This is a genomic window from Nocardia sp. NRRL S-836 (genome assembly GCF_001279525.1).
Taxonomy (GTDB): Bacteria; Actinomycetota; Actinomycetes; order Mycobacteriales; family Pseudonocardiaceae; genus Lentzea.
Genome location: NZ_LGDY01000001.1, coordinates 132,116 through 156,068 on the forward strand (window position 1 = coordinate 132,116; position 23,953 = coordinate 156,068).

At 70.8% G+C, this 23,953-nt stretch carries 28 protein-coding genes; 13 read left to right on the plus strand and 15 right to left on the minus strand.

Going from position 1 to position 23,953, the window contains the following annotated elements; genetic code table 11:
* Positions 1 to 30 precede the first annotated feature (30 nt).
* The 4 genes from ligD (ADL03_RS00670) to ADL03_RS00685 form a co-directional block, all read right to left on the minus strand.
* Positions 31 to 903, minus strand: a complete 873-nt coding sequence (gene ligD, locus ADL03_RS00670; RefSeq protein WP_053731351.1) for a non-homologous end-joining DNA ligase — start codon at positions 901 to 903, stop codon at positions 31 to 33.
* Positions 893 to 2,335: a non-homologous end-joining DNA ligase gene (ligD, locus tag ADL03_RS00675; protein ID WP_053731352.1), complete on the minus strand. Its 1,443-nt coding sequence runs from the start codon at positions 2,333 to 2,335 to the stop codon at positions 893 to 895. The genes ligD (ADL03_RS00670) and ligD (ADL03_RS00675) overlap by 11 nt, the downstream gene beginning before the upstream one ends.
* Positions 2,336 to 3,157 carry a Ku protein gene (locus ADL03_RS00680; RefSeq protein ID WP_053731353.1) on the minus strand — a complete coding sequence of 274 codons (822 nt, stop codon included), beginning with the start codon at positions 3,155 to 3,157 and terminating at the stop codon, positions 2,336 to 2,338.
* A 147-nt stretch (positions 3,158 to 3,304) separates the two neighbouring features.
* A complete protein-coding gene (locus ADL03_RS00685; RefSeq protein ID WP_053731354.1) occupies positions 3,305 to 4,294 on the minus strand; it encodes a tyrosine-type recombinase/integrase in 990 nt (329 codons plus the stop codon).
* Between the two features lie 663 nt (positions 4,295 to 4,957).
* Here ADL03_RS00685 and ADL03_RS00690 point away from each other — a divergent pair.
* Positions 4,958 to 5,740: an LLM class flavin-dependent oxidoreductase gene (locus tag ADL03_RS00690; RefSeq protein ID WP_053731355.1), complete on the plus strand. Its 783-nt coding sequence runs from the start codon at positions 4,958 to 4,960 to the stop codon at positions 5,738 to 5,740.
* Here the strand turns inward: ADL03_RS00690 and ADL03_RS00695 are convergent.
* Together ADL03_RS00695 and ADL03_RS50410 are read right to left on the minus strand one after the other, a co-directional pair.
* Entirely contained in the window at positions 5,737 to 6,297 is a 561-nt protein-coding gene (locus tag ADL03_RS00695) for a TetR/AcrR family transcriptional regulator (RefSeq protein WP_053731356.1), read from the minus strand. The genes ADL03_RS00690 and ADL03_RS00695 overlap by 4 nt on opposite strands.
* Before the next feature lie 9 nt (positions 6,298 to 6,306).
* Positions 6,307 to 7,239 carry an SDR family NAD(P)-dependent oxidoreductase gene (locus tag ADL03_RS50410; protein WP_197287957.1) on the minus strand — a complete coding sequence of 311 codons (933 nt, stop codon included), beginning with the start codon at positions 7,237 to 7,239 and terminating at the stop codon, positions 6,307 to 6,309.
* Between the two features lie 73 nt (positions 7,240 to 7,312).
* Here ADL03_RS50410 and ADL03_RS00705 point away from each other — a divergent pair, with 73 nt between their 5' ends.
* From ADL03_RS00705 to ADL03_RS00715, 3 genes are read left to right on the plus strand one after another with little or no spacing between them, the layout of a single operon-like run.
* A complete protein-coding gene (locus tag ADL03_RS00705) occupies positions 7,313 to 7,831 on the plus strand; it encodes a cadmium resistance transporter (RefSeq protein WP_053731610.1) in 519 nt (172 codons plus the stop codon).
* 30 nt (positions 7,832 to 7,861) lie between these two features.
* Entirely contained in the window at positions 7,862 to 9,586 is a 1,725-nt protein-coding gene (locus ADL03_RS00710) for an NACHT domain-containing NTPase (protein WP_053731358.1), read from the plus strand.
* Positions 9,586 to 10,194 carry a hypothetical protein gene (locus ADL03_RS00715; protein WP_053731359.1) on the plus strand — a complete coding sequence of 203 codons (609 nt, stop codon included), beginning with the start codon at positions 9,586 to 9,588 and terminating at the stop codon, positions 10,192 to 10,194. Before ADL03_RS00710 ends, ADL03_RS00715 begins: the two co-directional genes overlap by 1 nt.
* 180 nt (positions 10,195 to 10,374) lie before the next feature.
* On the opposite strand, the gene ADL03_RS00720 is transcribed toward ADL03_RS00715, so the two are convergent.
* A complete protein-coding gene (locus ADL03_RS00720) occupies positions 10,375 to 11,319 on the minus strand; it encodes a YafY family protein (RefSeq protein WP_053731360.1) in 945 nt (314 codons plus the stop codon).
* Between the two features lie 52 nt (positions 11,320 to 11,371).
* Between ADL03_RS00720 and ADL03_RS00725 the strand changes: the two genes are divergently transcribed.
* Genes ADL03_RS00725 through ADL03_RS00735 form a run of 3 tightly spaced genes read left to right on the plus strand, consistent with a single transcriptional unit; the run spans position 11,372 to position 13,640 of the window.
* Positions 11,372 to 12,475: an epoxide hydrolase family protein gene (locus ADL03_RS00725; RefSeq protein ID WP_053731361.1), complete on the plus strand. Its 1,104-nt coding sequence runs from the start codon at positions 11,372 to 11,374 to the stop codon at positions 12,473 to 12,475.
* Positions 12,472 to 13,221: a ZIP family metal transporter gene (locus tag ADL03_RS00730; RefSeq protein WP_053731362.1), complete on the plus strand. Its 750-nt coding sequence runs from the start codon at positions 12,472 to 12,474 to the stop codon at positions 13,219 to 13,221. Before ADL03_RS00725 ends, ADL03_RS00730 begins: the two co-directional genes overlap by 4 nt.
* A 56-nt stretch (positions 13,222 to 13,277) precedes the next feature.
* Positions 13,278 to 13,640, plus strand: coding sequence for a VOC family protein (locus ADL03_RS00735; protein ID WP_053731363.1), 363 nt, complete (start codon positions 13,278 to 13,280; stop codon positions 13,638 to 13,640).
* Between the two features lie 10 nt (positions 13,641 to 13,650).
* Here ADL03_RS00735 and ADL03_RS00740 read toward each other — a convergent pair whose 3' ends face one another.
* Together ADL03_RS00740 and ADL03_RS00745 are read right to left on the minus strand one after the other, a co-directional pair.
* On the minus strand, positions 13,651 to 14,280 hold the full coding sequence (locus tag ADL03_RS00740) for a methyltransferase (RefSeq protein WP_053731364.1): 630 nt from the start codon (positions 14,278 to 14,280) through the stop codon (positions 13,651 to 13,653).
* Between the two features lie 28 nt (positions 14,281 to 14,308).
* Complete coding sequence (locus ADL03_RS00745) at positions 14,309 to 15,007, minus strand: SDR family NAD(P)-dependent oxidoreductase (protein ID WP_053731365.1); 699 nt, start codon at positions 15,005 to 15,007, stop codon at positions 14,309 to 14,311.
* 49 nt (positions 15,008 to 15,056) lie between these two features.
* Here ADL03_RS00745 and ADL03_RS00750 point away from each other — a divergent pair, with 49 nt between their 5' ends.
* A complete protein-coding gene (locus ADL03_RS00750; RefSeq protein ID WP_053731366.1) occupies positions 15,057 to 15,644 on the plus strand; it encodes a PadR family transcriptional regulator in 588 nt (195 codons plus the stop codon).
* Positions 15,641 to 15,970, plus strand: a complete 330-nt coding sequence (locus tag ADL03_RS00755; RefSeq protein WP_053731367.1) for a hypothetical protein — start codon at positions 15,641 to 15,643, stop codon at positions 15,968 to 15,970. The genes ADL03_RS00750 and ADL03_RS00755 overlap by 4 nt, the downstream gene beginning before the upstream one ends.
* Positions 15,971 to 15,983: 13 nt before the next feature.
* On the opposite strand, the gene ADL03_RS00760 is transcribed toward ADL03_RS00755, so the two are convergent.
* Positions 15,984 to 16,355 (minus strand): DoxX family protein, encoded by a 372-nt coding sequence (locus ADL03_RS00760; RefSeq protein WP_053731368.1) that lies wholly within the window; start codon positions 16,353 to 16,355, stop codon positions 15,984 to 15,986.
* Positions 16,356 to 16,472: 117 nt separating this feature from the next.
* On the opposite strand from ADL03_RS00760, the gene ADL03_RS00765 reads away from it, so the two are divergent.
* Positions 16,473 to 17,339 carry a sucrase ferredoxin gene (locus tag ADL03_RS00765; protein ID WP_053731369.1) on the plus strand — a complete coding sequence of 289 codons (867 nt, stop codon included), beginning with the start codon at positions 16,473 to 16,475 and terminating at the stop codon, positions 17,337 to 17,339.
* Positions 17,327 to 17,857 (plus strand): AAA family ATPase, encoded by a 531-nt coding sequence (locus ADL03_RS00770; RefSeq protein ID WP_053731370.1) that lies wholly within the window; start codon positions 17,327 to 17,329, stop codon positions 17,855 to 17,857. Before ADL03_RS00765 ends, ADL03_RS00770 begins: the two co-directional genes overlap by 13 nt.
* A gap of 196 nt (positions 17,858 to 18,053) precedes the next feature.
* Here ADL03_RS00770 and ADL03_RS00775 read toward each other — a convergent pair whose 3' ends face one another.
* Positions 18,054 to 18,671: a TetR/AcrR family transcriptional regulator gene (locus tag ADL03_RS00775; protein WP_197287958.1), complete on the minus strand. Its 618-nt coding sequence runs from the start codon at positions 18,669 to 18,671 to the stop codon at positions 18,054 to 18,056.
* Positions 18,658 to 18,861: a hypothetical protein gene (locus ADL03_RS00780; RefSeq protein WP_053731372.1), complete on the minus strand. Its 204-nt coding sequence runs from the start codon at positions 18,859 to 18,861 to the stop codon at positions 18,658 to 18,660. The genes ADL03_RS00775 and ADL03_RS00780 overlap by 14 nt, the downstream gene beginning before the upstream one ends.
* Positions 18,862 to 18,887: 26 nt before the next feature.
* Here ADL03_RS00780 and ADL03_RS00785 point away from each other — a divergent pair, with 26 nt between their 5' ends.
* Positions 18,888 to 19,388 carry a CGNR zinc finger domain-containing protein gene (locus ADL03_RS00785; RefSeq protein WP_053731373.1) on the plus strand — a complete coding sequence of 167 codons (501 nt, stop codon included), beginning with the start codon at positions 18,888 to 18,890 and terminating at the stop codon, positions 19,386 to 19,388.
* An 8-nt stretch (positions 19,389 to 19,396) separates the two neighbouring features.
* On the opposite strand, the gene ADL03_RS00790 is transcribed toward ADL03_RS00785, so the two are convergent.
* Positions 19,397 to 19,903: a hypothetical protein gene (locus ADL03_RS00790; protein ID WP_053731374.1), complete on the minus strand. Its 507-nt coding sequence runs from the start codon at positions 19,901 to 19,903 to the stop codon at positions 19,397 to 19,399.
* Between the two features lie 40 nt (positions 19,904 to 19,943).
* On the opposite strand from ADL03_RS00790, the gene ADL03_RS00795 reads away from it, so the two are divergent.
* Positions 19,944 to 21,383 (plus strand): amidase family protein, encoded by a 1,440-nt coding sequence (locus ADL03_RS00795; protein WP_053731375.1) that lies wholly within the window; start codon positions 19,944 to 19,946, stop codon positions 21,381 to 21,383.
* A 3-nt stretch (positions 21,384 to 21,386) separates the two neighbouring features.
* On the opposite strand, the gene ADL03_RS00800 is transcribed toward ADL03_RS00795, so the two are convergent.
* Together ADL03_RS00800 and ADL03_RS00805 are read right to left on the minus strand one after the other, a co-directional pair.
* Positions 21,387 to 22,463 carry a hypothetical protein gene (locus tag ADL03_RS00800; RefSeq protein WP_053731376.1) on the minus strand — a complete coding sequence of 359 codons (1,077 nt, stop codon included), beginning with the start codon at positions 22,461 to 22,463 and terminating at the stop codon, positions 21,387 to 21,389.
* A 169-nt stretch (positions 22,464 to 22,632) separates the two neighbouring features.
* Positions 22,633 to 23,910 (minus strand): RNA polymerase sigma factor, encoded by a 1,278-nt coding sequence (locus ADL03_RS00805; protein WP_053731377.1) that lies wholly within the window; start codon positions 23,908 to 23,910, stop codon positions 22,633 to 22,635.
* Positions 23,911 to 23,953: the final 43 nt, after the last annotated feature.

Here is a 23,953-nt window from a genome sequence, read left to right on the forward strand (position 1 = left end):
CCCTCGACAATTGGGCAGTCGGCCAGAATATCAACCCCCGAACAGGTCACCCACCGCCTCGACCCGCTGCAACACCTCGTCCGCCGTGAACACCAGGTCCTCCACCACCCGGCACTCCTCGACCTCGTCCCACGTCACCGGCGTCGACACCGCCGGACGCTCCCGAGCCCGCAACGAGTACGGCGCCACCGTCGTCTTCGCCGGGTTGTTCTGCGACCAGTCGATCAGCACCTTCCCCGTGCGCTGCGCCTTCGCCATCGACGACACCACCAGCTTCGGATGCTCCTTCGCCAGCCGCCGCGCCACCCCCTTCGCGTACTCCGACGTGTCCTTCGCCGGCGCGTACGCGTACACCTGCAGCCCCTTGTTGCCCGACGTCTTCACCCACGCGTCCACACCGTCGTCATCCAGCACCGTCCGCACCAGCTCCGCCACCCGGCAACACTGCACCACCGTCGCCGGCGCACCCGGATCCAGGTCGAACACCAGCAGATCAGGATCCCGCTTACCCCCACGCGGACCCACCGTCCACTGCGGAACATGCAGCTCCAACGCCGCCAAGTTCGCCAGCCACACCAACGTCGCCAACTCGTCGACCACCACGTAGTTGACCGTCTCGTTGCCCTTCGTGCTCCCCGGCGACTCCAACCGCACCGTCCGCACCCACTCAGGACGGTGCTCCGCGGCGTTCTTCTCGAAGAACCACTTCCCGTCCACCCCGTTGGGATACCGCTTCAACGTCACCGGCCGGTCCTTCAGGTGGGGGAGCAGCACCGGCGCGATCCGGGTGTAATAGTCGATCACCTCACCCTTGGAGAACCCGAACTCCGGATACAGCAGCTTGTCCAGGTTCGTCAGCTTCACCACCCGGCCCTCCACCCGGACCGACACCTCACTGCTCAACCCGCCGCACCTCCCCAGGCGACTTGTCCGGCCGCAACCCCCGCCACGCCGGAAACCGCATCCGCCCATCCGGCGTCCACTGCCGGAACACCACCTCCGCCACCAGCTCCGGCTCCACCCACCTCGCGCCCCTGGACCTCTCCCTCGGCATCTCCGTCACGAACGGCGACGACCTGCGCGCCAACGCCTTCAACCGCGGCGTCAGCACCGCCAACTCGGCATCGCTGAACCCCGTACCCACCGAACCCGCGAACGCCAGCCCGTCACCCCGCGGAATACCCAGCAACAACGCACCGATCACCCCCGCACGCTTGCCCTCACCCATCCGCCAGCCACCGATCACCACCTCCTGCGCCATCAAATCGGTGATCTTGCGCCACACCGGCGACCGCAAACCCGGCTGATACACCGAATCCAGCCGCTTCGCCACCACACCCTCAAGCCCCTGCTCCCGACTCGCCGCCAGCACCGCCGCACCATCGGTGTCATACGACGGGGGAGTCAGCCAGTTCGGCCCCCTCAACCCCAACCCACCCAGCAGCTCACGACGCTGCCTGAACGGCAACTGCACCAACGACGTCCCATCCAGGTGCAACAGGTCGAACAACAACAACGTCACCGGATACTGACGCGCCGCCCGCCGCGCCGCATCCGACTTGCTCACATGCATCCGGTTCTGCAACGCGCTGAAACTCGGCCGCCCGTTCCGCAACGCCACGATCTCCCCGTCCAGCAACGCCTCCGTCGACCCCAGCTGCTCACCCACAGCCTGCAACTCCGGATACGCCACCGTGATCTCGTTGCCCAACCGCGACCACACCTGCACCCGGCCACCCTCCACCCGCAGGATCGCCCGCACACCGTCCCACTTGAACTCATACGCCCACTGATCGTCATCATCGGACGGCAGGGGACCGGGCGCCGCCAGCATCGGCTTCACCTGCTCCGGCAACACCTGCCAGTCCGGCCGCGCATTCGCGTGCCGCCGCTTCACCATCCAGTTCTTCCCGTCCCCACCCGAACGGAAGAACACGAACTGCCCCTCGACCCGCCCACCACGCAGGACCACGTCCACCTCGCGGTCCGACCACTTCACCGTCTCATAACGGCCACGGTCCCAGATGAACATCGACCCACCGCCGTACTCACCCCGCGGAATCTCCCCAGAAAACTCCGCGTACTCCAACGGGTGATCCTCGGTGTGCACCGCCAACCGCACCACATCCGTCGTCGGCGGCAACCCCTTCGGCACCGCCCACGACACCAGCACACCACCACGCTCCAGCCGCACATCCCAATGCAAACTGCTCGCGTGATGCTCCTGGATCACGAACGTGTCGTCATCACCCCGCGGAAGATCCCCAGCACCCGGCACGGGCTCCGGCGTCCTCGCCGCATCCCGCTTGCGCCGGTACTCGTCCAGCCCCGCCATCTACGCAGACGAAGCCTTCTTCTTCGGAGCAGCCTTCTTCGACCCCTTCCGCCCCGCCTTCGCCTTCTCCACACTGCGCTCCAGAGCCGTCATCAGGTCGATCACATCGCCCTTCTCCTCCGACTCCGGCTGCTCGGGCAACTCCGCACCCTCCGCCTTCGCCGCGATGACCTTCCCCAACGCATCCCGGTAGTCATCGGTGAACGTCCCCGGATCGAAGTCACCCGCCATCGACTCCACCAACGACGTCGCCATCTTCAACTCCTGCGGCCGCACCTCCACCTCGGAGTCCAAGAAGTCGAACTCCGCCTTGCGGATCTCGTCCGGCCACAACATCGTGTGCAACACCAGCACGTCATCACGCGCCCGCACCGTCGCCAAGGTCTCCTTCTGCCGCATCGTGATCTTCACGACCGCCAGCTGACCCGTCTTCACCAACGCTTCCCGCAACAACACGTACGGCCGCGCCGCCGCCTTGTCCGGCTCCAGGTAGTACGTCTTCTGGAAGTAGATCGGATCGATCTCCTCCGCCGGCACGAACTCCAGCACCTCGATCGCCCTGTCCGTCTTCACCGGCAGCTTCTCGAAGTCCTCGTTCTCCATGATCACCATCCGGCCGTCGTCCAGCTCATAGCCCTTGGCGATCTCCGAAAACTCCACCTCCTCACCGCACACCGAACACACGCGCTTGTACTTGATGCGCCCGCCGTCCTCACGATGCACCTGGTTGAAACGGAAGTCGTGCTCCTCGACAGCCGTGTAGAGGCGCACGGCGATCGTCACCAACCCGAAGGAGATGGCCCCACGCCACACGGATCTCATTCTCACTGGGTACCCCTGAAATGCGGTTTCCGCACCACCAGATCACCCACTCGGCCGAACCAACCGGCAACCGGGCGACCCCCGACACCACCACCCGGCACCATGCCCCACCCCACTGGAAACCCACCAGGACACCCAGCGCCCCCGTCACTCCTCCCGCGACACCCGACCCAACGCCCGATACGTCCGATTACTCGCCACCGCCGCCCGCCGCTCCCGCGCCGTCGCCTCGATGTAGTTCTGACTCGTCGCCAAACTCGCATGCCCCAGCAACGCCATGATCTCGCTCGCCGACGCCCCGTCCTCCGCCAACCGCGTCGCGAACGTGTGCCGCAACGCGTGCAAACTCGCCCCCGTCGGCACCCGGTCGTGCAACCCCGCCCACCGGAAACACGACTTCACCAGGTACTCCAACCCACCCCGCCCGATCGGCTCACCCTGCCGATCCCGCAACAACGCGCTGTCCCGGTCGAACCGCCCCTGCGGAAACCGCTTGCGGCAACTCGCCAGGTACGCGTCCACGATCCGCTCCATCGGCGGCTCGATCGGCACACTGCGATCCCGGTTGCCCTTGCCCTTCACGTGCAACCGGCGGTCACCCTCACGCCCCACGACCGACGCCAGCGTCAACGTCCGCATCTCCGCACTGCGCAACCCCGCCACCAACCCCAGCGCGATCACCAGCACGTCCCGCTCCGGCCACGGGTCACGCCCCTTGCTCGCCCCCTCGGCCGCCGCCGTGAGCAGCTGCTCCGGCGTGTCCTCACCACGCAGGGGCTTGGGGATCAGCGGCGGCGTCTTCGGACGGGCCACCGCACCCATCGGGTTGCCGGCGATGTAGTCCTCGGCCACGCAGAAGGTCAGGAACTGGTTCCACGTCGACCACGCCCGCAGCACGGAGCTCTTGGCGTGGGTGTCGGCGAACAGCCCGAAGGCCTGGCGGAGGTTGGCCCCGGTCAGGTCGGCGATCGTGAGGTCTTCGACGGGGGAGTGGAGCGCCTCGGCGAGCAGCACGTTCACGCCGTTGAGGTCGCGCTGGTAGGCCGCCGTGGTGTGCGGCGAGTCCTTCCGCGTGCGGCGGGCGAGGAAGAAGGCGTCCTGAGCGGCGAGCACGTGCATATGGATCTTGTACCGCACAGCACCGACAATTCCCGCACGTGTGCTGGATAATGGCGATTATGCATGAAATGTCCGTTTCGCCGGACTCGGGCGGCGGCGGGCGGTGTCCAGTTTCTTCGGGGAGTCCGCGTCATGATTCACCTGTTCGTGCGTCTCCTGCACAACCAGTCGATGCCGACCGCGCTCCGGCATCGCCGAGGTTCGAGGTTCAGGCGTCTGCAGGGGTGTCCGCCGACCTGCCCGTGGGCGACACCCGCAGACGCACCTGAGAACGGCCGGATCCAGCCTCTGCCGGACGATCTTCGCAGGTCATTGTTTCGCCGATAATCTACATTATGTCAAGTAACGTGGATCTGGTGCTGGTGGAGCCCTCCTCCGGGGTCGTCTGACGGCGACCCGTGTCGTCCACGTCGTCGGCCGTCGCGTCCGTGCCGCTCCGGCGTCCTCGGTTCACCCGTTCGTGCGGATCGTTCGACTGACGGTTGTCCCGCCGCGCTGGCGCGTGCTGTCCGCGAACGTTCTCGTGGTGTCGGCCTGCGCCGCGTGGCTGGCTGTCGTTTCAGCCGCTGCTGAGATCGGTGGCGCGGCCTTACGTCACCGTGTCGTTAGCCGCGTGGGTGAACCCTTGTGCCTCTCCCCTGTTGAAATGATCTTGTCGGGGGTGCTTGGCACACTCGGGGTATGCGATTTGCGATCTACGTGCCTTGTTTCGGTTCGTCGCTGGGTGACCCGGCGACGCTGGTGTCGTTGGCCGTTGCCGCGGAGGAGGCGGGCTGGGACGGGTTCTTCCTGTGGGACCACGTGGTGGTGCCGGACGAGCCGGTGGTGGCGGATGTGTGGGTGACGCTGGGTGCGGTGGCGGCGCGGACGTCGTCGATCCGGTTGGGGCCGATGGTGACGTCGCTGGGCCGGCGGCGGCCGTGGAAGGTGGCGTTGGAGGCGTCGACGTTGCAGCGGTTGTCGGGTGGCCGGGTGGTGCTGGGTGTGGGGGCCGGTGTTCCGCAGGACTTCTCCCCCTTCGGTGAGTCGGTGTCGCGTGCGGGGGCGATGTCGGAGGGGGTGGGGTTGGTGCGGGCGTTGTTGTCCGGTGAGGTGGTGGAGCACCGGGGTGCGGTGTTCCGTGCGGAGGGTGTGCGGTTCGCGCCGGTGGAGGTGCCGATCTGGGTGGGTGGTGCGTGGCCGCGGCGGGGGCCGTTCCTGGCGGCGGCGCAGGCGCGTGGGGTGGTGCCGGCGGTGTTCGACGAGTCGGGGCTGGTGGTGGTCTCCCCTGCTGATGCGGCGCGGATCAAGGCGGATTTCGTGGCGTCGGGTGGGCCGGTGGATGGTGATCTGGCGGTGTGGGGTCCGGGTTTGCGGGAGGTGGGGGCGTATGAGGAGGCGGGTGTGACGTGGGTGTTCACCGATGGTGGTGCGCGGGATGTGGGTGAGTTGCGGGAGTTCGTGGCGGCTGGTCCCCCGCGTTAGGCGTGGAGGCCTTCGAGGAGGGTGTCGAGGTAGCGGTGTGCGGTGGTGACGCGGTCGTGGTGGTTGTCGCCGTGGATGTGGACGGCGTAGGCGATGCCGCACATGAGGGGGACGATGTCGCCGTCGTGGACGGTGGTGCGGACGTGGCCGGCGTCGCGGGCGCGGGCGAAGAGGGCGTTGCCGAGTGTCCAGAGTTGTTGTTTGAGCTCGGTGGTGTGCGGGAGTGCGTCGGTGGTGGCGGCGACGACTGTGACCAGTGAGGGGTCGGTGACCTGGGCTTCGACGGTGTGTTGGAGGAAGTCGCGCAGTGCGTGCCAGGGGTTGTCGGCGGTGAGTGCTTGGTGGCCGTGGGTGGTGAGGGCTTCGAGGCAGGGGGTGGCGACGGTTTCGAGGAGTGCTTCGGTGGTGGCGAAGTGGCGGTAGACGGTGCCGACTCCGAGTCCTGCGCGGCGGGCGACGTCGTTGAGTTGCAGTGGGGTGCCTTCGTCGACGAGTTCGCGGGCGACGGCCACGATGCGGTCCCAGTTGCGGGCGGCGTCCTTGCGCTGTGGCGGCATGCGTTCAGTCTATTTGGATAGGCCATCCGGATTGTGGTGGATGGGCTCGTGTGGCGCGTGCTGTTCACTGAGTCGGCGGACGGCGGCGATCACGCTGGGTTGGCGTGCGGCGCGGTGCGGGGTGGCGGGGTTCCCGTCCGGCCCAATGAGCAGACCCGTTCGGCCGGTGAGTGCGGGGTCGGTGGCGGCGGTGATGGAGGATGTGGCGGCGTCGGCGGCGGTGCCTGCGGTGGAGCGGTCGAACTTGCGTTTGACCAGTGGCCAGAGCAGGCGCAGTGCCGGTGAGACGATGGCGGGGTCGTGCATGGTGCCGTCGGTCATGTCGGTGGCTGCTCCCCCAGGGTCGGCGGCGAGCACGGTGATGGTGTCGGTGCGGGTGCTGAGGTCGAGGGTGTAGGCGAGGTTGGCGAGCTTGGCGCGGCCGTACCAGTGGAAGCCGTAGTAGCCGCCGGGTGGTTCGACGTGGTCGAAGGTCTTCTTGGCGGCGCCGACGGCTGCGCTGGTGACGTTGACGACGCGTCCGGTGATGACGGGGAGCAGGAGTTCGGTGAGCAGGTAGGGCGAGAGGTGGTTGACGACGAAGGAGGCTTCGACGCCGTTGATCTGCTGGCGCCGGGGGAACATGGCGCCGACGTTGTTGACGAGGACGTCGAGTGGTCCTTCGTCGGCGAGCTGGTGGGCGAGTGCGCGTACCTCGTGCAGTGCGGCGAGGTCGGCTTGCAGGAAGCGGGCCTCTCCCCCGATCTGGGTGACTGCTTTGTGTCCTTTGTGTGGGTCGCGTCCGACGACGGTGACGGCGAATCCGTGGCGTGCGAGTCCTTTGGCGGTTTCCAGTCCGATGCCGGCGGTTGCGGCGGTCACGACTGCTTTGCGTGTCATCACGTCTCCAATGCGGATAGTCGATCCGTTTTGAACGCTATCACATCCGGATGATCTATCCACTTCGTTGTGGGCGAGAATCCGCTCCGTGGATCTCGCAGCACCGCACCTGCCGACCGTCGCCCAGGCCGCGGGCATGTTCGCCGTGACCAACGTCGACGACCTCGTGGTCCTGGCGTTGTTCTTCGCGCGTGCCCGGTCGGCCTGGCAGGTCGTCGCCGGCCAGTACCTGGGCTTCGCGGGCATCCTCGTGGTGGCGGTGCTCGGCGCCCTGGGCGCTTCCCTGCTGCCCGAGCAGCTCCGCCCGTGGCTGGGCCTGATCCCGCTGGCGCTGGGTCTGAAGGCGGCGTGGTCGCTGTGGCGTGGTCCCGACGACGATGACGAGCCCGCCGCGGCACCCGGTGTGCTCGCGGTCGCCGGGGTGACGCTGGCCAACGGCGGCGACAACATCGGCGTGTACGTGCCGGTCTTCACCGTCGCCGACGCGCTGTGGCTCTACGTCGTGGTGTTCCTGGTCCTCGTCGGGGTGTGGTGCCTGGCGGGCTGGTTCCTGGCGTCCCGGCAGGTCGTCGCCCGCGCTCTGGCGAAGTGGGGGCACATCGCGTTGCCGGTGGTGCTCATCGGCATCGGTCTGGTGGTGCTGTTCTCCGGTTGAGCACGCCGGTCGTCGTGTAGGAACCTTCGGGTGCGAAGGACCTACAGCTACGCCGAGGCCGTCAAGGTCCTCGGAGGCAAGGACCACCCGGTGGTCGCCGCGCTGGACAAGGTGCTGGGTGGTGCGCTGCTGGCGGGGTCGCTCGGCCTGTGGCAGGTGCTGGACCTGTTCGACGCCAAGCCGGACTTCACCCGCCTGTTCTCCGAGCTGGTGACCAAGCTGTCCGAGGGACGCCGAAAGCTGGGTCGCTACGACCGCACTCAGCGCCTTGCCGCCGCGCACGCGGTGGTGGTGATGACGGCGTTCTTCGAGTCGCTCCAAGCGCTGGAACTGCCGTTCCGCCTCTCCAGCGCCGACATGGGCCACGTCAACAGCTTCGCGCCTTTCGAGCAGTCGCTGCCGTTGCCGAAAGCCGGTCGGCCGTATGAGGAGAACCTGCGCCAGATCGCCGTCGACTTCCCGGAGATCGCGTTCTGGTGCTCCATCGAGGACCACCGCGGCACCCGAGCGGCGCTGGCGCGACTGGAGGAAGTGCTGCGCGAGACGACCACCGACATCACCGCCGATGTCCGCCAGACCGAGCTGTCGGCGATCTACCGCGCTGCGCTGAACCGTCCGCTCTTCAAATCCGCCGACGTTCCGGCGGGTCTGCACGTGCCGACCTTGGGTGAGGCCTATGTGGACCCGCGTTTCCAGGTGCTGACGAGCAGTAGCCATCCGCATGTCCCGTCGATCGCCGAGTCCTGGGCGGACCTCCCGGAGTACGCCGACCTCGACATCTACCTCGTCGGCCACCTGACCTCGCCGCGTGCGTGCAACGCTCCCCTGCTGGTCCTGGGCGATCCCGGTTCCGGCAAGTCGGTGCTGACCGAGGTCCTGGCAGCGCGGCTGCCCGCCTCCGACTTCGCCGTCGTGCGCATCGAGCTGCGCGACACCCCGGTCGACGCCGACCTCGTGGGTCAGGTCGAGCACGGCCTGCACCGGCTGCTCGACGAACGGGTCAGCTGGGCGGAGTTCTCCCGCTGCACCGGTGGGGCGGTGCCGGTGGTGGTGCTCGACGGACTGGACGAGCTGATGCAGGCCACCGGCGTCAGCCAGACCCGGTACCTGACGACGGTCGCGGAGCTCCAGGAGAGGCTGCAGGCCAAGGGCCGTCCGGCGATCTTCGTGGTGACGAGCCGGCTGAGCGTGTGCGCTGGGATGGAGCTGCCGCCGTGGTCGTCGGTGGTGCGGCTGCTGCCGTTCTCCGACGAGCAGGTCCGCCAGTGGCTCGACGTGTGGAACGCCGCCAACCCGCCGTTGCCGGCGGAGGTGGCGCTGTCCTACCCGGACCTCGCCGAGCAGCCGTTGTTGTTGCTGATGCTGGCGTTGTTCGAGGCGGTGGACGGGTCGTTGCGGCGCGACCACGGCTCGCTGGGCCGGGGCCAGCTCTACGAGCGGCTGCTGACCCGGTTCGCCGAACGCGAGGTCACCAAGCTCGGGGCCGCTCGCTCAGCCGCCGACCTGAGGGTGGACGTGGAGTTCGAGCTGGACCGCCTGTCGGTCGTGGCTCTGGCGATGTTCAACCGCGGCGTCCAGTGGGTGACCGAGCAGCAGGTCTCGGCGGACCTGGCGGTGCTGCTGGAGGTGGAGTCGGCGGACCGGTCGGTGGGGACGCGGACGCCGTTGTCGGCGGGTGAGCTGGCGCTGGGGCGGTTCCTCTTCGTGCAGAAGGCGGAGGCGGTCCGCAGTGACGACACCCGGTTGGCGACCTAGTGAGCGCGCTGTGGGTGGAGAAGAGCACCGACCACTTCGTGGTGAGCCATCCTGGGCGGCGGGCGGAGGGCTCACTGCTGATCGACGAGCCGTACGTGACGCTGGACGAGGTCGGCCTGAGGTTGCGGGAGGTGGTGGCGCCGCTCGTGTCGCGCTACGGCGTCGATGTCGCGGCCGAGCTGATCGCGCTGCGGGCCGCTCCGGCCGAACAGCGGCTGCCCGGACTGCTGCGGTTGTCGGAGGCCGGTGCGCCATGGGACGTCCTGAGCCACGAGGTCTGCGAGAGCCTCGGGCGCGGCGGCGACGACTCAGCGATCCTCGCGGAGTTCGAGCAACCCGCGATGGCGATGCCCAACCAGCTGATGAGCCCAGATCCGGCGACGCCCAGCCCGGTTGTGCTGGACGCGTGGCTGAGGTTGCACGAACAAGGTTTCTGTTTCGGCCCGCACCAATACTCGACACTGACCTTCCTGCGGATGCACGACGTCGAAACGCTGGCTGAGGGACGGCCGGACCTGCTCACGCGGGCCAGATCAGCGGCGGCCGAGCTGGGTCTGCGATGGCCTCCGAGAGGGCCGCAGCCAGGCCGGCGAGATCTGCCGCGCTGAGGTCGCGCTCCCCCACGCGCCGCCGCACCTCCGCCCGGGAGCACACCACCACAGCGCCCGGTCGCGCGCCGAGGTCGGCGGCGGCGACGATCTCGGTGGCGCCGTCGTGCACGATCAGGACGGGGTCGGGGGTGTCGGTGTAGAGCAGGTGCTCGATGTCCCTACCCGTGATGGCCATGGTCAGTCTTGTACGGCGCGGGCGTAGCGGGCCGCAAGGGTGCGAACGTGTGCAACCAGTTCGGGTGGTGAGCTGACCTCGAAGTCGAAGCCGAGCACGCTGATCCACACGGCGAGGGACTCGACGGAGTCGGAGCCGGTCACGAGGACGCAGGAGGTGTCGTCGACGGGTTCGACGCTGCCGACGGCGGGGCTGATGCGGGCGGTGACCTGCGGTGCCGGGGCGTGGACGAGGACGCGGGCCTCGTAGCGCCAGGAGGCGGAGGTGACGCGGGATGCGACGTAGGTGGTGGCGTCGAGCTCGCGTGGGGTGAAGCGGGGGCCGTGGGGTGGCACGGGTGGGCTGACGCGGTCGACGCGGAAGCTGCGCCAGTCCTGTTTGTCGGCGTCCCAGGCGACGAGGTACCAGCGGCGGCCCCAGTTGACGAGGCGGTGGGGTTCGGCGCGGCGGCGGGTGGCGGTGCCGTCGTGGGAGGTGTAGTCGAAGCGGATGGTCTCGTTGTCGCGGCAGGCGGCGGCCAGTGTGGTGAGCAGTTCGGGGTCGACGGCGGGGGCCGGGGTGTCGCGGGGCACGGACTCGACGCCTTCGAGGGCGGAGACGCGGTGGCGCAGGCGTGAGGGCAGGACCTGTTCGAGTTTGAGCAGGGCGCGCAGGGACACCTCCTCCAGGCCGGTGACCGGGGTGGTGCGCAGGGCGACCGCGACGGCGACGGCCTCGTTGTCGTCGAGCAGCAGCGGGGGCAGTTCGGCGCCGGCGCCGAGGCGGTAGCCGCCGAAGCTGCCGGTGGTGGCGTTGACCGGGTAGCCGAGCTCGCGCAGGCGGTCGACGTCGCGGCGGACGGTGCGGGGGCTGATCTGCAGTTCGTCGGCGAGCTCCGAGCCCTGCCAGTCGCGGCGGGACTGCAGCAGGGCGAGCAGGCGCAGCAGGCGCGCGGAGGTCTCCAACATGACCGGAACTTTAGGACCGGAGCTGGCCGCAACGCTCGTTAGCGTGAGGGTCATGACGGAGATCAGGGAGTTCCGGGTAGCGGTCGACCAGGCGGACATCGACGAGCTGGTGCTCCGGCTGGCGCGGACGCGGTGGACCGACCAGGTGCCCGGCGCCGGTGACCGGTACGGCGACGACGTCGCCACGGTGCGGGAGCTGGCGCGGTACTGGGTGGAGGACTTCGACTGGCGGGCGGTCGAGGCGCGGCTCAACGCCTTCCCGCAGTTCATCACCGAGATCGACGGCGCTGACGTGCACTTCCTGCACGTCGAGAGCACCAACCCGGACGCGTTGCCGTTGCTGCTGATCCACGGCTGGCCCGGCACGGTCCTGGAGTACGTGGACATCGTCGAGCACCTGCGTGACGACTTCCACCTGGTGATCCCCTCCACGCCCGGTTTCGGGTTCTCCGGGCCGACGACGAGCACCGGCTGGCACTCCGGGCGCATCGCACGCGCCTACGCGGAGCTGATGAGCCGGCTGGGCTACGAGCGCTACGGCGTGCACGGCAACGACGTCGGCTCGATCGTCGGGCCCGAGATCGGGCGGGTGGCGCCGCGGCACGTGGCCGGGGTGCACGTCACGCAGATCTTCTCGTTCCCCTCGGGTGACCCGGCCGAGATGGAGGGCCTGAGCGAGGACGACCACCGGCGCCTGGGCGTGCTGCAGAACTTCTGGGAGACGATGTCGGGGTACGCGAAGCTGCAGCAGGCGCGGCCGCAGAACGTGGCGTTCGGCCTGGCCGACTCCCCCGTCGGGCAGCTCGCGTGGATCCTGCAGCTGATGGGTGAACCGGCGGTCACCAGGGACTTCCTGCTGGCCACCGTGTCGATCTACTGGTTCACCCGCACCGGCGGCTCCTCGGCGCGGCTGTACTACGAGGACGCGCACCGCGAGGACACCCCGGACGGGCCGACGACGTTCCCGCTGGGCGTGGCGGTCTTCCCGAACGACTTCCAGAGCATCCGCCGCTTCGCCGAGCGCGACCACCACAACCTGGTGCACTGGTCGGAGTTCTCCAGCGGCGGTCACTTCTCCGGGCACGACTCCCCCGAACTGCTGGCGGGTGATCTGAAGGTGTTCTTCGCCAAGATGGCGGGCACCCCGCCTCGGTGACGCAGTGGATCGAGGCAGGGCTGTGGGGTTTGGCCGGTGGCGGCGCGCTCGTGGCGGGTGCGCTCGTCGCGTGGTTCGTGCGGGTGCCGCGTGACGTGGTCGCGGTGGTGATGGCGTTCGGTGCGGGCGTGCTGACCGCGGCGGCGGCGTTCGAGCTGATGGACGAGGCCGAGCAGACCGGTGGCCTGCTCGCCACCGCGGGCGGTTTCTGCGGTGGCGCCATCACCTACGTGGCGGCGAACGTGGTCCTGGCCCGGTACGGGGCGCGGCACCGCAAGCGGACGGCGAACCAGCCCTCGGAGTCCGACCAGGCCGGCAGTGGCACGGCGATCGCGGTCGGCGCGCTGCTCGACGGCGTGCCGGAGTCGGTCGTGCTCGGGGTGTCGCTGCTGGGTGGCGGCGGGATCGGCGTGGCGATGCTGGCCGCGGTCGTGATCTCGAACGTCCCGGAGGGACTGTCCAGTGTGGCCGGCATGAAGCAGGCCGGGCGCGGCGCCGGGTACGTCTTCGGCGTGTGGGGTGTGATCGCGGTGGCCAGCGCGATCTCCGCCGCCCTGGGCAACCTGCTGCTCGCCGGCGCCTCACCGCAGGTGATCGCCGTCATCACCGCGACGGCGGCCGGGGCGATCCTGGCGATGATCGCCGACACCATGATCCCCGAGGCCTACGAACGCGCCCGCCTCTACACCGGACTGTGCACCACGGCCGGGTTCCTGACCGCGTTCGTCGTGGAGCGCCTGGGCTAAGGTCCCTGCCACAGACCACCGGCGCGTGGCGGTGGCGCGGCTGACAAGGGAGAGTCGTGGCGATCGGTGAGCTCTACGACGTGGTGTTCGACTGCCCCGAACCGGACGAGCTCGCGGAGTTCTACCGCGAGCTGATCGGCGGCAAGATCACCGACTCCGACGGGTGGTGGACCACGCTGGAGACGCCCACCGGCATGCGGGTGTCGTTCCAGCGCGTCGACGACTACGAGCCGCCGCGGTGGCCCGGCCAGGAACACCCCCAGCAGGTCCACCTCGACGTCATGGTCACGAGCCTGACCGAGTCCGAGCCGCTCGTGCTCGAACTCGGCGCCACCAAGCTCAAGGGCTCGCGGTCCAAGACCGGGTTCCGCGTCTACGCCGACCCCGCCGGGCACCCGTTCTGCCTGGTCACCAACTGACCGCGGCGGTTCAGGCCGCCCACACGGTCGCGCTGCGGGTCTCGGTGCCCTCCAGCGTCAACGGCACCGGCACCTCGTAGCGCGACCGCACCGCGAACTCCGCGCGCGGCAGGTGCGCCCGGTCCGGGTCGCCCAGCAGCACCACCGCGCCCCGTGCGGCCGCGCGCCGCAGGAACGGCAGCACCAGCGCGGTGACCTGCGCGTCGTAGAAGACGTCACCGGCCAGCACCACCTCGGCGCCCTCGGCGTCACCGCCCAGCCGGTCACCGGCCAGGGTCGTGACGCGCACGTCGTTCGCCGCGGCGTTGAGCCGCACCGCCGCCAGCGACAACGGGTCGATGTCGTTGGCGAGCACCGCCCGCGCGCCCGCCAGCGCCGCCGCGACCGCCACCAGCCCCGATCCCGACGCCAGGTCGAACACCGTGCGCCCGGCCACCAGCGCGGGGTGGTCGAGCACGTGACGGGCCAGCGCCTGGCCCCCGGCCCATGGGAACGCCCAGAACGGCGGCTGGTCGTGGTGGGTGCGTTCCCACAGCTCCAGCGCTTCGCACGCGCTGTGCAGCACGATCTCGGGCACCAGCGGCACGGGCGTGAGGGTCGTGTTGGCGAGCACGAACTCCGCGGGGCTCGGAGCGGACATGACCGCGCAGTCTAGGGCCGCGGGCAGGTCAGGTCCCGCCGGTGACCCGCAGAACCGCCCCGGTGGTGTAGGAGGCCTCCGCCGAGAGCAGCCAGGCGATGGCGTTCGCGATCTCCTCGGCCTCCCCCGCGCGGCCCAGCGGCACCCGGCTCGCCACGCGGTCGGGGCGGTCGGGCATGTTCGACAACCGGTGGATGTCGGTGCGGATCGTGCCGGGCTGCACGCAGTTCACCCGGATCCCCTGCGGCGCCAGCTCCTTGGCCAGGCCGATCGTCATGGCGTCCACGGCGGCTTTCGTGGCGGCGTAGTGCACGTACTCGCCGGGGCTGCCCAGTGTCGCCGCGCCGGAGGAGACGTTCACGATCGACCCCGACGACATCCGCCGGGCGGCCTCGCGGGCGACGAGGAACGCGCCGATGACGTTGACGTCGACCACGCGCCGCAGGTCCTCGGTGCGCAGCTGCGCCAGCGGACCGGCCGGTGAGGTGATGCCGGCGTTGTTCACCACCCCCGTGACGTCCTCGCCCGCCGCGTCGAACAGCCGCGCCACGTCGTCCTCGTCGGAGGTGTCGGCCCGCACCGCGAGCACCCCGAGCTCCCGCTCCAGCGCGCGGGCCTGCTCGGCGGCTTGGCGGTAGCTGATCACGACCCGGTGCCCGTCGCGCACCAGCCTGCGCGCGGTCGCGGCACCGATCCCCCGGCTTCCCCCGGTGATCACCGTTGTCATGCAGGTCACCCTAGCCCGTATACTCGGTGCCGGATATACGGGAGCGGATATGACGTTCAAGCGCAGCAACCCCCTCGCGCTGGCCCTGCTCGCGCTGCTCTCGGAGCGGCCGATGCACCCCTACGAGATGGCGCAGACCATGCGGGAACGCCACCAGGAGGAGGTGATCAAGCTCAACTACGGCTCGCTGTACACGGTCGTGGACGCGTTGCACCGCCACGAGCTGATCACCGCGGCGGCCACGCAGAAGGAGGGCAACCGGCCCGAGCGCACCGTCTACGCCATCACCGAGGCCGGTACCGCCGAGCTGCACGACTGGCTGCGCGAGCTGATCTCTCTGCCGGTCAAGGAGTACCCGCGGTTCGAGGCCGGCATCTCCCTGGTGGGCCTGCTGCCACCGGACGAGGCGCTGGCGGCGGTGCAGAAACGCGAGGCGCAGCTGGCCGAGTGGTGTGAGTCGATCGAGCGGCTGGTCGAGCAGCTGCGCCAGTCGGGGCTGCCGAAGCTGGCGTGGATCGAGCTCGACTACCGGCTCGCGGTCCTGCGCGCGGAACGGTTCTGGCTCACCTGGTTCGCCAACGCCACCCGCGAGGGCAGCGTCGAGGGCTACGAGTTCTGGGAGGACAAGCACAGATGAGGCTGCTGTTCGAGGTCTCCGGTGTCGTGCACGCGCCGCTGGAGGCGGTGAAGGAGGTGCTGTTCCGCGACGCGGGCGAGTCCGGCAGCCACCGGCTCGTCGACCGCGAGCGCGGCGTCATCGCCTACTGGGGTGACTGGTGGTACCGCGGCGAGGACTGCGTGCTGGAGCACCCCGAGGGCACGGTGCTGCGGCACCGCGTCCACAACATCGCCCGGCAGGGCAACTGGGCGCCCTACCTGGCGAACAAGCTGTTCATCGGCTACCGGGCCCGGCTGGAGGCGGGGTTGCGGGACCGGATCCGGCAGCTCGAAGCCGAGCTCTGAGCCGGAACCGCCCTCACAGCCGGCCCAAGCGCGTCATGGCGACGAACGCCGCGAGGGCGGCGAGCACGACGTTGACCGCGATCGCGGCGGTCTCGTGACGGCGGCCGTGCACGTAGGCGGCGCCGATCTGCAGCACCGCCAGGCCCGCGGCCGCGACCGGCGTGAGCACCGGGGCGAGACCGGTCAGCCACGGCAGCACCAACCCGGCCGCACCCGCGACCTCCGCCGCGCCGATCATCGTGATCTGCCTCGGTGTGAAGCCGTCCGCCCACGCCATCCGGGGCTCGGTGAGCAGCTCGTCGCGGGACTTCACGAGCTTAGTCACGCCCGCCACCAGGTACAGGGCCGCGAGCACACCCGAGATGATCCACAGCGCGATGTCCACAGCCCCGCAACCTAGCCCTCGGTGATCGTGTTGAACCACGGGCCCGGCGGGTACCCGCCGACGATGCAGGTAAGGATGTCCTTAGCCATCACTCTTTCGGCCGTATAGAGTGCGCAGATGAGGTGCTCGACACTCGCCGACCTCGCGGGTGAGCCGCTGGCCGGCACGGCCGCGACCGCCACCGCGTGGCTGTGCCTGGAACAGCCCGGCCCGTGGGGCCGTGACGCGCTGCGGGAAAGCCACCTCGACCGCGAGCTGGGCGCCGAGCTGCAGCGCCGCGCGGACGGCACGGGTGTGCGCATCCTGCTGATCCGCCGCCCCGGCCGCCACGCCGACACGCGCGTGCCCGCGCGCCGCCGCGTCTACCTCGCCGCCACCACCCCCGGCGCGTCCTGGCTCGAACAGGCCGACGTCGCCGGGCCCGAGGAGCTGCTGGAACTGGACTTCGCCGCGCTGGGCGCCGGCCGCTCCACCGCGTTCGGCACGCCGGTGGCCGACCCGCTGCTGCTGGTGTGCACCAACAGCAAACGCGACGTGTGCTGCGCGCTGTACGGCCGCCCGATCGCCACGGCGCTGAACCTGTGGGAGTGCACCCACACCGGCGGCCACCGCTTCGCGCCCACCGGCGTGCTGCTGCCCACCGGTCACCTCTACGGCCGTCTCGACCAGGACCTGGCCGAACGCATCGTCACCAAGGGCGTCACCGCCGACCGCTGCCGTGGCCGGTCCTGCTTCACCCCGCGCGGCCAGGTCGCCGAGGTCGCCGTCCGCGACCGCATCGGTGAGACCGGCGACGTGCTCACCGTGGTCGCCGAGACCCGCGACTCCGCCACCGTCCGCCACACCGACGGCCGCGAATGGCACGTGAGCCTGACCGAGCGCACCGTGCCGCCCCGCCCGTCGAGCTGCGGCAGGTCACCCGACACCGCGGTCGCCCTGATCGCGTCCGCGGTCGAGGAACTGGTGGGCGCGTGCCTAGACTGATCCACCTCAACGGCCCCACCGGTGTCGGCAAGTCCACCCTCGCCGCCCGCTACGCCGCCGGCCACCCGCTGACGCTCAACCTCGACGCCGACGAGATCGTCCGGCTCGTCGGCGGCTGGCGCGACGACTTCTTCGCCACCGTCGACCTCGTGCGCCCGCTCGCGATCACCATGGCCACCCACCACCTCGCGACCGGCCACGACGTCGTCATGCCGCAGCTGGTCACCAACCTCGGCCAGCGCGCCGCGTTCGCCGGTGCCGCGACCGCGGCCGGGGCGCGGTACGTGGAGGTCGTGCTGCTCGCACCGCGCGACACCGCGATCGAGCGGTTCCGGGCGCGGTCGCACCCGATCGACGAGGTGGTCGAGCGGCTGGGCGGGGCCGCGCTGATCCACCGGGTGTACGACGACCTCGCCGCCTACCTCACCCCGGAGGCGACCGTGGTCGAGACCGGGCAGGACGGACCGGACGCGGCGTACGAGGCGCTGCTGGCGGCGCTGGGTGAGACCGGAACCTGAGCCTCGCCGGACGGGCGACGGCCGGCGCGCTGGGTGAGCATTGCGAGCCCGCGCGGACACGGTGCCACGGCGCTTTCCCACCTCACCGTGCGGTCGAGCGGCGGGCACGCGCCTCTGCGGCTGGTCTCACCGGGACTGAACGGGACAGAGACGAGCCCGAACGCCACGCCCGAGACAACGCTGGCGACGAACGCCGTCACCCAGGTTGGGCGGGTCGCCGTCGTGGTGGGGTGTCGGCGGTGCCGGGTGCGGTGGCGGAGAACACGCCGATGCCCAGCGCGTACGGGTCGTCCAGGCCGACGGTCTGCAGCGTGTCGGCCGGCAGTGCGAGCAGCGAGATCGCCACGCCCAGGAAGTAGGCGTCGAGCAGGCCCGTGTCGCGCACGGTCGACGGGAGCCCGGCGGCCTGCTGCAAGCCGGCGGCGGCCTCGGCGTTGGCGAGCACCATGCCGGACAACGCCGCGCGCACGCCCGGCCGGCGCACGGCCTCCAGGTACAGCTCGACCATCGCGAGCATCTGCGTCGGGTCGTCGGCCACGGCGCGGTGCAGCAGGGCCGGGTAGAGCTCGGCGACGTCGGACGGGCTGATGTCGGCCGGTGTGGTCTCGCGCAGCCGGTCGACGGCGGTGCGGTGCAGGGCGGTCATCCGCGCGGCCGCGGCTTCGAGGATGGCCTCGCGGGTCGGGAAGTAGTTCTTGGTGGTGCCGATGGGGACGCCGGCCTCGCGGTCGATCGCGCGGTGGGTCAGTCCGCGGCCGCCCTGCACCGCGAGGATCTGGATCGCGGTGTCGCACAGAAGATCACGACGGCTCACGACCCGAGCGTACTTGATCAGCGCGTTCCCGCCGGACGAGACCGAACGCGCTGGTCCCGGCGGTCGCGGTGAGCACGCCGCGTTCCAGGACGAGGAACAGGCCGCACACGCAGCGGACGTAGGCGACGGGGCCGTGCGAGGACACCGCGGAGGTGCAGGACCAGTGGCAGGCGGGGCAGGTGGCGATCATGCCCCTCAGCCTGGTGTCATGGTCTAGTGCACTTCAACCCTTACGGCGGGGCGGCCGCCGAGCTCGCCGCGACCCTGGTCAACGCCGACCCGAGCGCGGACCTGCTCGACGTGCTCGAAGCGTCGGACTACAAGCCGCTGGGCTCGCTGGACGCCCGCCAGGAACGTGACGTACGAGACTGGATCGCACGGCTGCGGCAGGTGTTCCGCGCGCCGTCGGTCGACCTGCTCAACGAGCTGCTGGCCCAGTCGTCGATGACGCACTACATCTCCACCCACGACGGCCGCGCACCGCACCTGCACTACGCACGCGAGGACGCGCCGACCGACGTGCGGCTCAAGGCGTACACGGCGGCGGGCATGGCGGCGTTGTTCTGCGAGGACGCGGGCCGCATCGGCTGGTGCGACCGCGACGGGTGCGGCACCGTCTACGTCGACACCAGCCGCAACGGCCGCCGCCGCTTCTGCTCCACCAAGTGCGCGAACCGGGTCAACGTCGCCAACCACCGCACCCGCCGCTCGGCGTAGCGGACCGCTCAGCCGGTGACGTTCTTGAGCTTGCGCGGCCAGTAGCCGTCGCCCGCGACCAGCCCGTACCTCACGACCCGGTGGCTGGTGCCGTGGACGTCGCGCTGCTCGTAGGCCCAGTAGCCGCTGCGGTAGGGGTCGGCCCACCTGTCGAAGATCACCACGTGCCGGGTCAGGCCGGTGCCGACGGGGTCGACGACGATGTCGCCCCAGCTCAGGTCGTTCACGGCGATCGCGACGGAGTAGTCGCTGTGCAGCTCGACGGTGCGCTGGCCGGGCGCGCCGAGCTTGGCGGCCATCGACACGTACCCGGAGCAGTCCTGCCGGTAGCCCTCGCTGCCCCAGTACAGGCTCTGGCTGCAGGGCACGGGGCCGCCGTTGCTCGCGGTGAGCCACGTCTTGGCGCGCTCGATCAGCTCCTGGCGGCTCACCTGCACCGCCTGCGCGGGCAGCGCGGACACCAGGGTGGTGCTCACCGCGACGAGGACGGCGGCGGCCATCGCGAGGACCTTCATGCCGGTACTCCTGTTCAGTCGATCACGTTAATGTCGGGCCATGACGGAGCTGGTGTTCGCCGGTGTGGCCAGGCAGGCCGCGGCGATCAGGGCGGGCGAGGTCACCTCGCGGGAGCTGGTCGAGCGGTACCTGGGGCGCATCGAGCGGATCGACCCGCGGCTGCGCGCGTTCCGGCTGGTGTTCGCCGAGCAGGCGCTCGCGCAGGCCGACGCCGCGGACGCGGCCGGGGACCTGCCGTTGCGGGGTGTGCCGATCGCGGTCAAGGAGGACGTCGCGATCGCCGGGCTGCCCACGACGAAGGGCACGAACGCCGCCCGCACCCCGCAGCCGGCCGACTCGGCGATCGTGGCGCGGCTGCGCGCCGCCGGTGCGGTGATCATCGGCCGCACCCGGATGCCGGAGCTGGGGTTGTGGCCGCACACCGAGAGCGGCTGGGCGGGGCCGACGCGCAACCCGTGGTCGTGGACGCACTCCAGTGGCGGGTCCAGCGGCGGGTCGGCGGCGGCCGTGGCCGCGGGGCTCGCGGCGGCGGCGATCGGCACGGACGGGGCCGGGTCGATCCGCATCCCCGCCGCGGTGACGGGGTTGTTCGGTCTCAAGCCGCAGCGCGGCCGCGTCTCCCTGGCACCGGACGCGCAGGTGTGGGGCGGGCTGGTCGCGGCGGGGCCGATCACCCGCACGGTGCTGGACTGGGCGCTGGTCGCCGACCAGATCCGCGGGTCCGCGCCCGGTGACGCGCACGTGGCCCACCCGCCGCGCACGTCGTTCGTCCAGGCGGCCTCGGCCGATCCCGGCCGGTTGCGGATCGGGGTGTCGCTGCGGCCGTGGGGACCGGGCATCCCGATCGACGGCGAGGTCCGCGACGCCGTGCAGGACACCGCCGCGCTGCTGGCCGACCTCGGTCACGACGTCGTCCGGCTCGACCCGCCGATGCGGGACGCGTCGGCCTCCACCCGGTTCGCCCTGCGCTACCTGCACAACGCGCACCTGGCGCGCGCCGGTGTGGAGTTCCCGGACCTGCTCGAACCCCGCACCCGCGCGGCCGCGGAGCTGGGCCGCCGGCTGCCGCGGGGGCTGGTGCGCTGGGCCGGCGGGGACGACGCGTCGCTGACCGCGCACGCGAACCGCGTGTTCGGCCAGGTCGACGTGCTGCTCACCCCGGTGCTGACCCGGCCGCCGATCCGCGTCGGCGAGTGGGACCGCCGGCCGGTCGTGGCGGCGCTGCTCGCGGCGGCCCGGTACACGACGTTCCTGCCGTTGTGGAACATCGCCGGCAACCCGGCCGCATCGGTGCCCGCCGGTCGCACCGCGGCGGGCCTGCCGCTGGCGGTGCAGCTCGTCGGACGCCAGCACGACGAGTGCACGCTGCTGTCGGTGTCCGCCCAGCTGGAGCGTGCCCGGCCGTGGGCGGACCGGATCCCCTCCGTCCTCGGTCACGCGAACCAAGATAGTACGAGTACGGACTATCCGAAGTGGTAACGGCTAGAGTCCGCGGCGGGACAGCTCGTCGAGCAGCTGCCGGTCGGCCACGTGCCGTGACTTGATGTGCTCCAGGTAGTCGGCGAAGGCGTCGGGTTGCAGGCCGCGCAGCTGCTGCAGCCACTCCACGACGAGCTCCTGCTCCTGCACGCCGCGGCGGGCCAGCTCGACCTCGACGATGCGCCGGTAGACCTCGATCGCGAGGCGGCTGCCGTCCCGCACGAGGTGCTCGACCAGCTCGGCGCGCAGCGGGGGCCACTCGTCGGTGTGCACGACCAGCGCGCGGGCCTTGAGGTAGAGGTCGAGGTTGGGCCGGATGAGGAACGCCTCCCGGCACACCGCCACGGCCCGGTGCGGTGCTCCCCTGCGCAGGTGTTCCTCGACCGCGAGGTCGATCAGCCGCGGTGCCGCTCCCCTGCCGCCGGTGGCGTGCACGCCGCGGTCGATCCAGTCCAGTGCCTCGTCACCGCGGCCGGCGTCGCGCAGCACGGTGGCGACCTGCAGGTAGTGCCAGCCCGACGACAGGTCCTTGGACAGCACCAGCAGCTGCAGGTCGACGTCCTCGGTGTACTCGGCCAGCTCCTCCATCACCCGCAGCAGCGCCCAGCGGGCGCGGTCGTAGCGGCCGGTCTCGCCGAAGCCGATGACCGGCAGCGGCGTGAACAGCTCCACGGCGCGGTCGCGGTAGTGCGCGAGGCCCTCGTCGTCGAGTGCCCGCGCGTAGCGGGCGAGGCCGACCTCGGGTGCGTCGGGGTGGTGCAGCTGCAGGTCGAGCAGCCAGTCGGCCAGCCGCACCGGGTCGGGCGGGGTGGCGGCGCACGCGCGGGCGTGGGTGTCCAGGACGCGGTGGGTCAGCTCGGCCAGCTCCACGCGGTGCCTGCCGGTGCCCGCGACGCCGTCGGCGAGCTGGGTGACGATGCCCTCGACCAAGCTGACCAGCTCGGGACCGGGCTGCGTGACGAGCAGGGACTGCAGCTCGACCGACACCGCGGTCAGCGCCCGCCACAGGGCCGGCCAGTCGGCGTTCTCGCTGTCGGCCTCGGCGAGCGCGGAGGCCACGGCGGCGGGCAGCGAGTCCATCACAACATCAAACACTCGTCCCTCGATCGAGTGCTACCGATGTCGCCCTAACGGAACCCCGCGGTTCACCGCCCGTGGTCGCGGCGGTACGCGGGGTCCCCGCGTGCCGTCAGAGGGCACGAAAGGGCCCCGCGTGACCCACCCGACCGGGAAACGGGCGGCGGCGGGGTCAGAGGGTGGTGAGTTTGCGGGTCAGGGCGGCGCGTTCGCGGTCGTTGCCGCACAGGCGGATGGCCTCCTGCAGGGCGGTGCGGGCCTCGTCGGTGCGGCCCAGGCGGCGCAGCAGCTCGCCGCGCACGCCGGGCAGCTGGTGGGAGTCGCGGAAGGCGTCGGTGCCGGCCAGCTGCTCCACGATCGGCAGCGCGGCCTCCGGGCCCTGGGCCATCGACACGGCGACGGCGCGGTTGAGGTCCACGACCGGGGACGGGGCGAGGCGGCCGAGGGCGTCGTAGAGGGCGACGATGCGGTTCCAGTCGGTGTCGGCGACCGAGGGGGCCAGTGCGTGGCACTCGGCGATCGCGGCCTGCAGCCCGTAGTAGCCGTAGCCGCGGCCGGCGTCGGTGGCCTTGGCGAGCGCGGCGCGGCCGCGGGCGATGGCGGAGCGGTCCCAGCGGCGCCGGTCCTGGTCTTCCAGCAGCACCGTCTCGCCGTCGGGGCCGCGCCGTGCCGGGAAGCGGGCGGCGGTGAGCTCCAGCAACGCCAGCAGGCTGTGCACCTCCGGTTCGCCGGGCATGAGCCGCGACAGGATGCGGGCCATGCGCTGCGCCTCACCGGCGAGGTCCAGGCGCATCACCTCGTCGCCGGAGCTGGCCGACGAGCCCTCGGTGAAGATCAGGTAGATCACGCTGAGGACCTGCGCGAGGCGCCGCGGGCGTTCGGCGACCGGCGGCACCTCGAACGGCACGTTCGCCGCGCCCAGCGTCTTCTTCGCCCGCGTGATGCGCGCCTGCACGGTCGCGGTCGGCACCAGGAACGCACGCGCGATCTCGTCGCTGGTCAGGCCGCCGATCACGCGCAACGTCATGGCGACGGCGGCTTCACGTGACAGCACCGGGTGACAGGAGGTGAACACCAGGGCCAGGGTGTCGTCGTCGATCTGGTCGGGGTCCCACAGCACGTCGTCGGGCGCGGGACCGGGATCGGTGGCGCCGGTCAGCGCGCCGCCCTCGCCGAGGTGGTGGGCCAGGGCGGCGTACTTCTCGTCGCGGGTGCTGCGGCGGCGGAACGCGTCGATCGCGCGGCGCCGCCCGACCGTGAGCAACCACCCGGCCGGGTTGGCCGGCACGCCTTCGCGCGGCCACGTCACCAGCGCCTCGGCCAGTGCCTCCTGGGCGAGGTCCTCGGCGAGGGCGAAGTCACCGGTGTAGCGGGCGAGCGCACCGACGATCCGGGCGGAGTCGATGCGCCACACCGCGGCGACGGCCTTGCGGCCGGTGGGGTCGCTCATGGGTCCTTATGACAGCAGAAGTTCGCGAGGTGGGAGCTCGCCG

Bases quoted from the DNA above. Each gene is read 5' to 3' on its own strand.
- ADL03_RS00780 (WP_053731372.1), bottom strand. From the start codon at position 18,861: ATGATCGCCACCTGCCCCGCCTGCCACTGGTCCTGCACCTCCGCGGTG.
- ligD (WP_053731352.1), bottom strand. From the start codon at position 2,335: ATGGCGGGGCTGGACGAGTACCGGCGCAAGCGGGATGCGGCGAGGACG.
- ADL03_RS00680 (WP_053731353.1), bottom strand. From the start codon at position 3,157: ATGAGATCCGTGTGGCGTGGGGCCATCTCCTTCGGGTTGGTGACGATC.
- ADL03_RS00690 (WP_053731355.1), top strand. From the start codon at position 4,958: ATGCGATTTGCGATCTACGTGCCTTGTTTCGGTTCGTCGCTGGGTGAC.
- ADL03_RS00705 (WP_053731610.1), top strand. From the start codon at position 7,313: ATGTTCGCCGTGACCAACGTCGACGACCTCGTGGTCCTGGCGTTGTTC.
- ADL03_RS00765 (WP_053731369.1), top strand. From the start codon at position 16,473: ATGAGGTGCTCGACACTCGCCGACCTCGCGGGTGAGCCGCTGGCCGGC.
- ADL03_RS00790 (WP_053731374.1), bottom strand. From the start codon at position 19,903: ATGAAGGTCCTCGCGATGGCCGCCGCCGTCCTCGTCGCGGTGAGCACC.
- ADL03_RS00725 (WP_053731361.1), top strand. From the start codon at position 11,372: ATGACGGAGATCAGGGAGTTCCGGGTAGCGGTCGACCAGGCGGACATC.
- ADL03_RS00800 (WP_053731376.1), bottom strand. From the start codon at position 22,463: ATGGACTCGCTGCCCGCCGCCGTGGCCTCCGCGCTCGCCGAGGCCGAC.
- ADL03_RS00745 (WP_053731365.1), bottom strand. From the start codon at position 15,007: ATGACAACGGTGATCACCGGGGGAAGCCGGGGGATCGGTGCCGCGACC.
- ADL03_RS00755 (WP_053731367.1), top strand. From the start codon at position 15,641: ATGAGGCTGCTGTTCGAGGTCTCCGGTGTCGTGCACGCGCCGCTGGAG.
- ADL03_RS00695 (WP_053731356.1), bottom strand. From the start codon at position 6,297: ATGCCGCCACAGCGCAAGGACGCCGCCCGCAACTGGGACCGCATCGTG.
- ADL03_RS00795 (WP_053731375.1), top strand. From the start codon at position 19,944: ATGACGGAGCTGGTGTTCGCCGGTGTGGCCAGGCAGGCCGCGGCGATC.
- ADL03_RS00720 (WP_053731360.1), bottom strand. From the start codon at position 11,319: ATGTTGGAGACCTCCGCGCGCCTGCTGCGCCTGCTCGCCCTGCTGCAG.
- ADL03_RS00740 (WP_053731364.1), bottom strand. From the start codon at position 14,280: ATGTCCGCTCCGAGCCCCGCGGAGTTCGTGCTCGCCAACACGACCCTC.
- ADL03_RS00805 (WP_053731377.1), bottom strand. From the start codon at position 23,910: ATGAGCGACCCCACCGGCCGCAAGGCCGTCGCCGCGGTGTGGCGCATC.
- ADL03_RS00750 (WP_053731366.1), top strand. From the start codon at position 15,057: ATGACGTTCAAGCGCAGCAACCCCCTCGCGCTGGCCCTGCTCGCGCTG.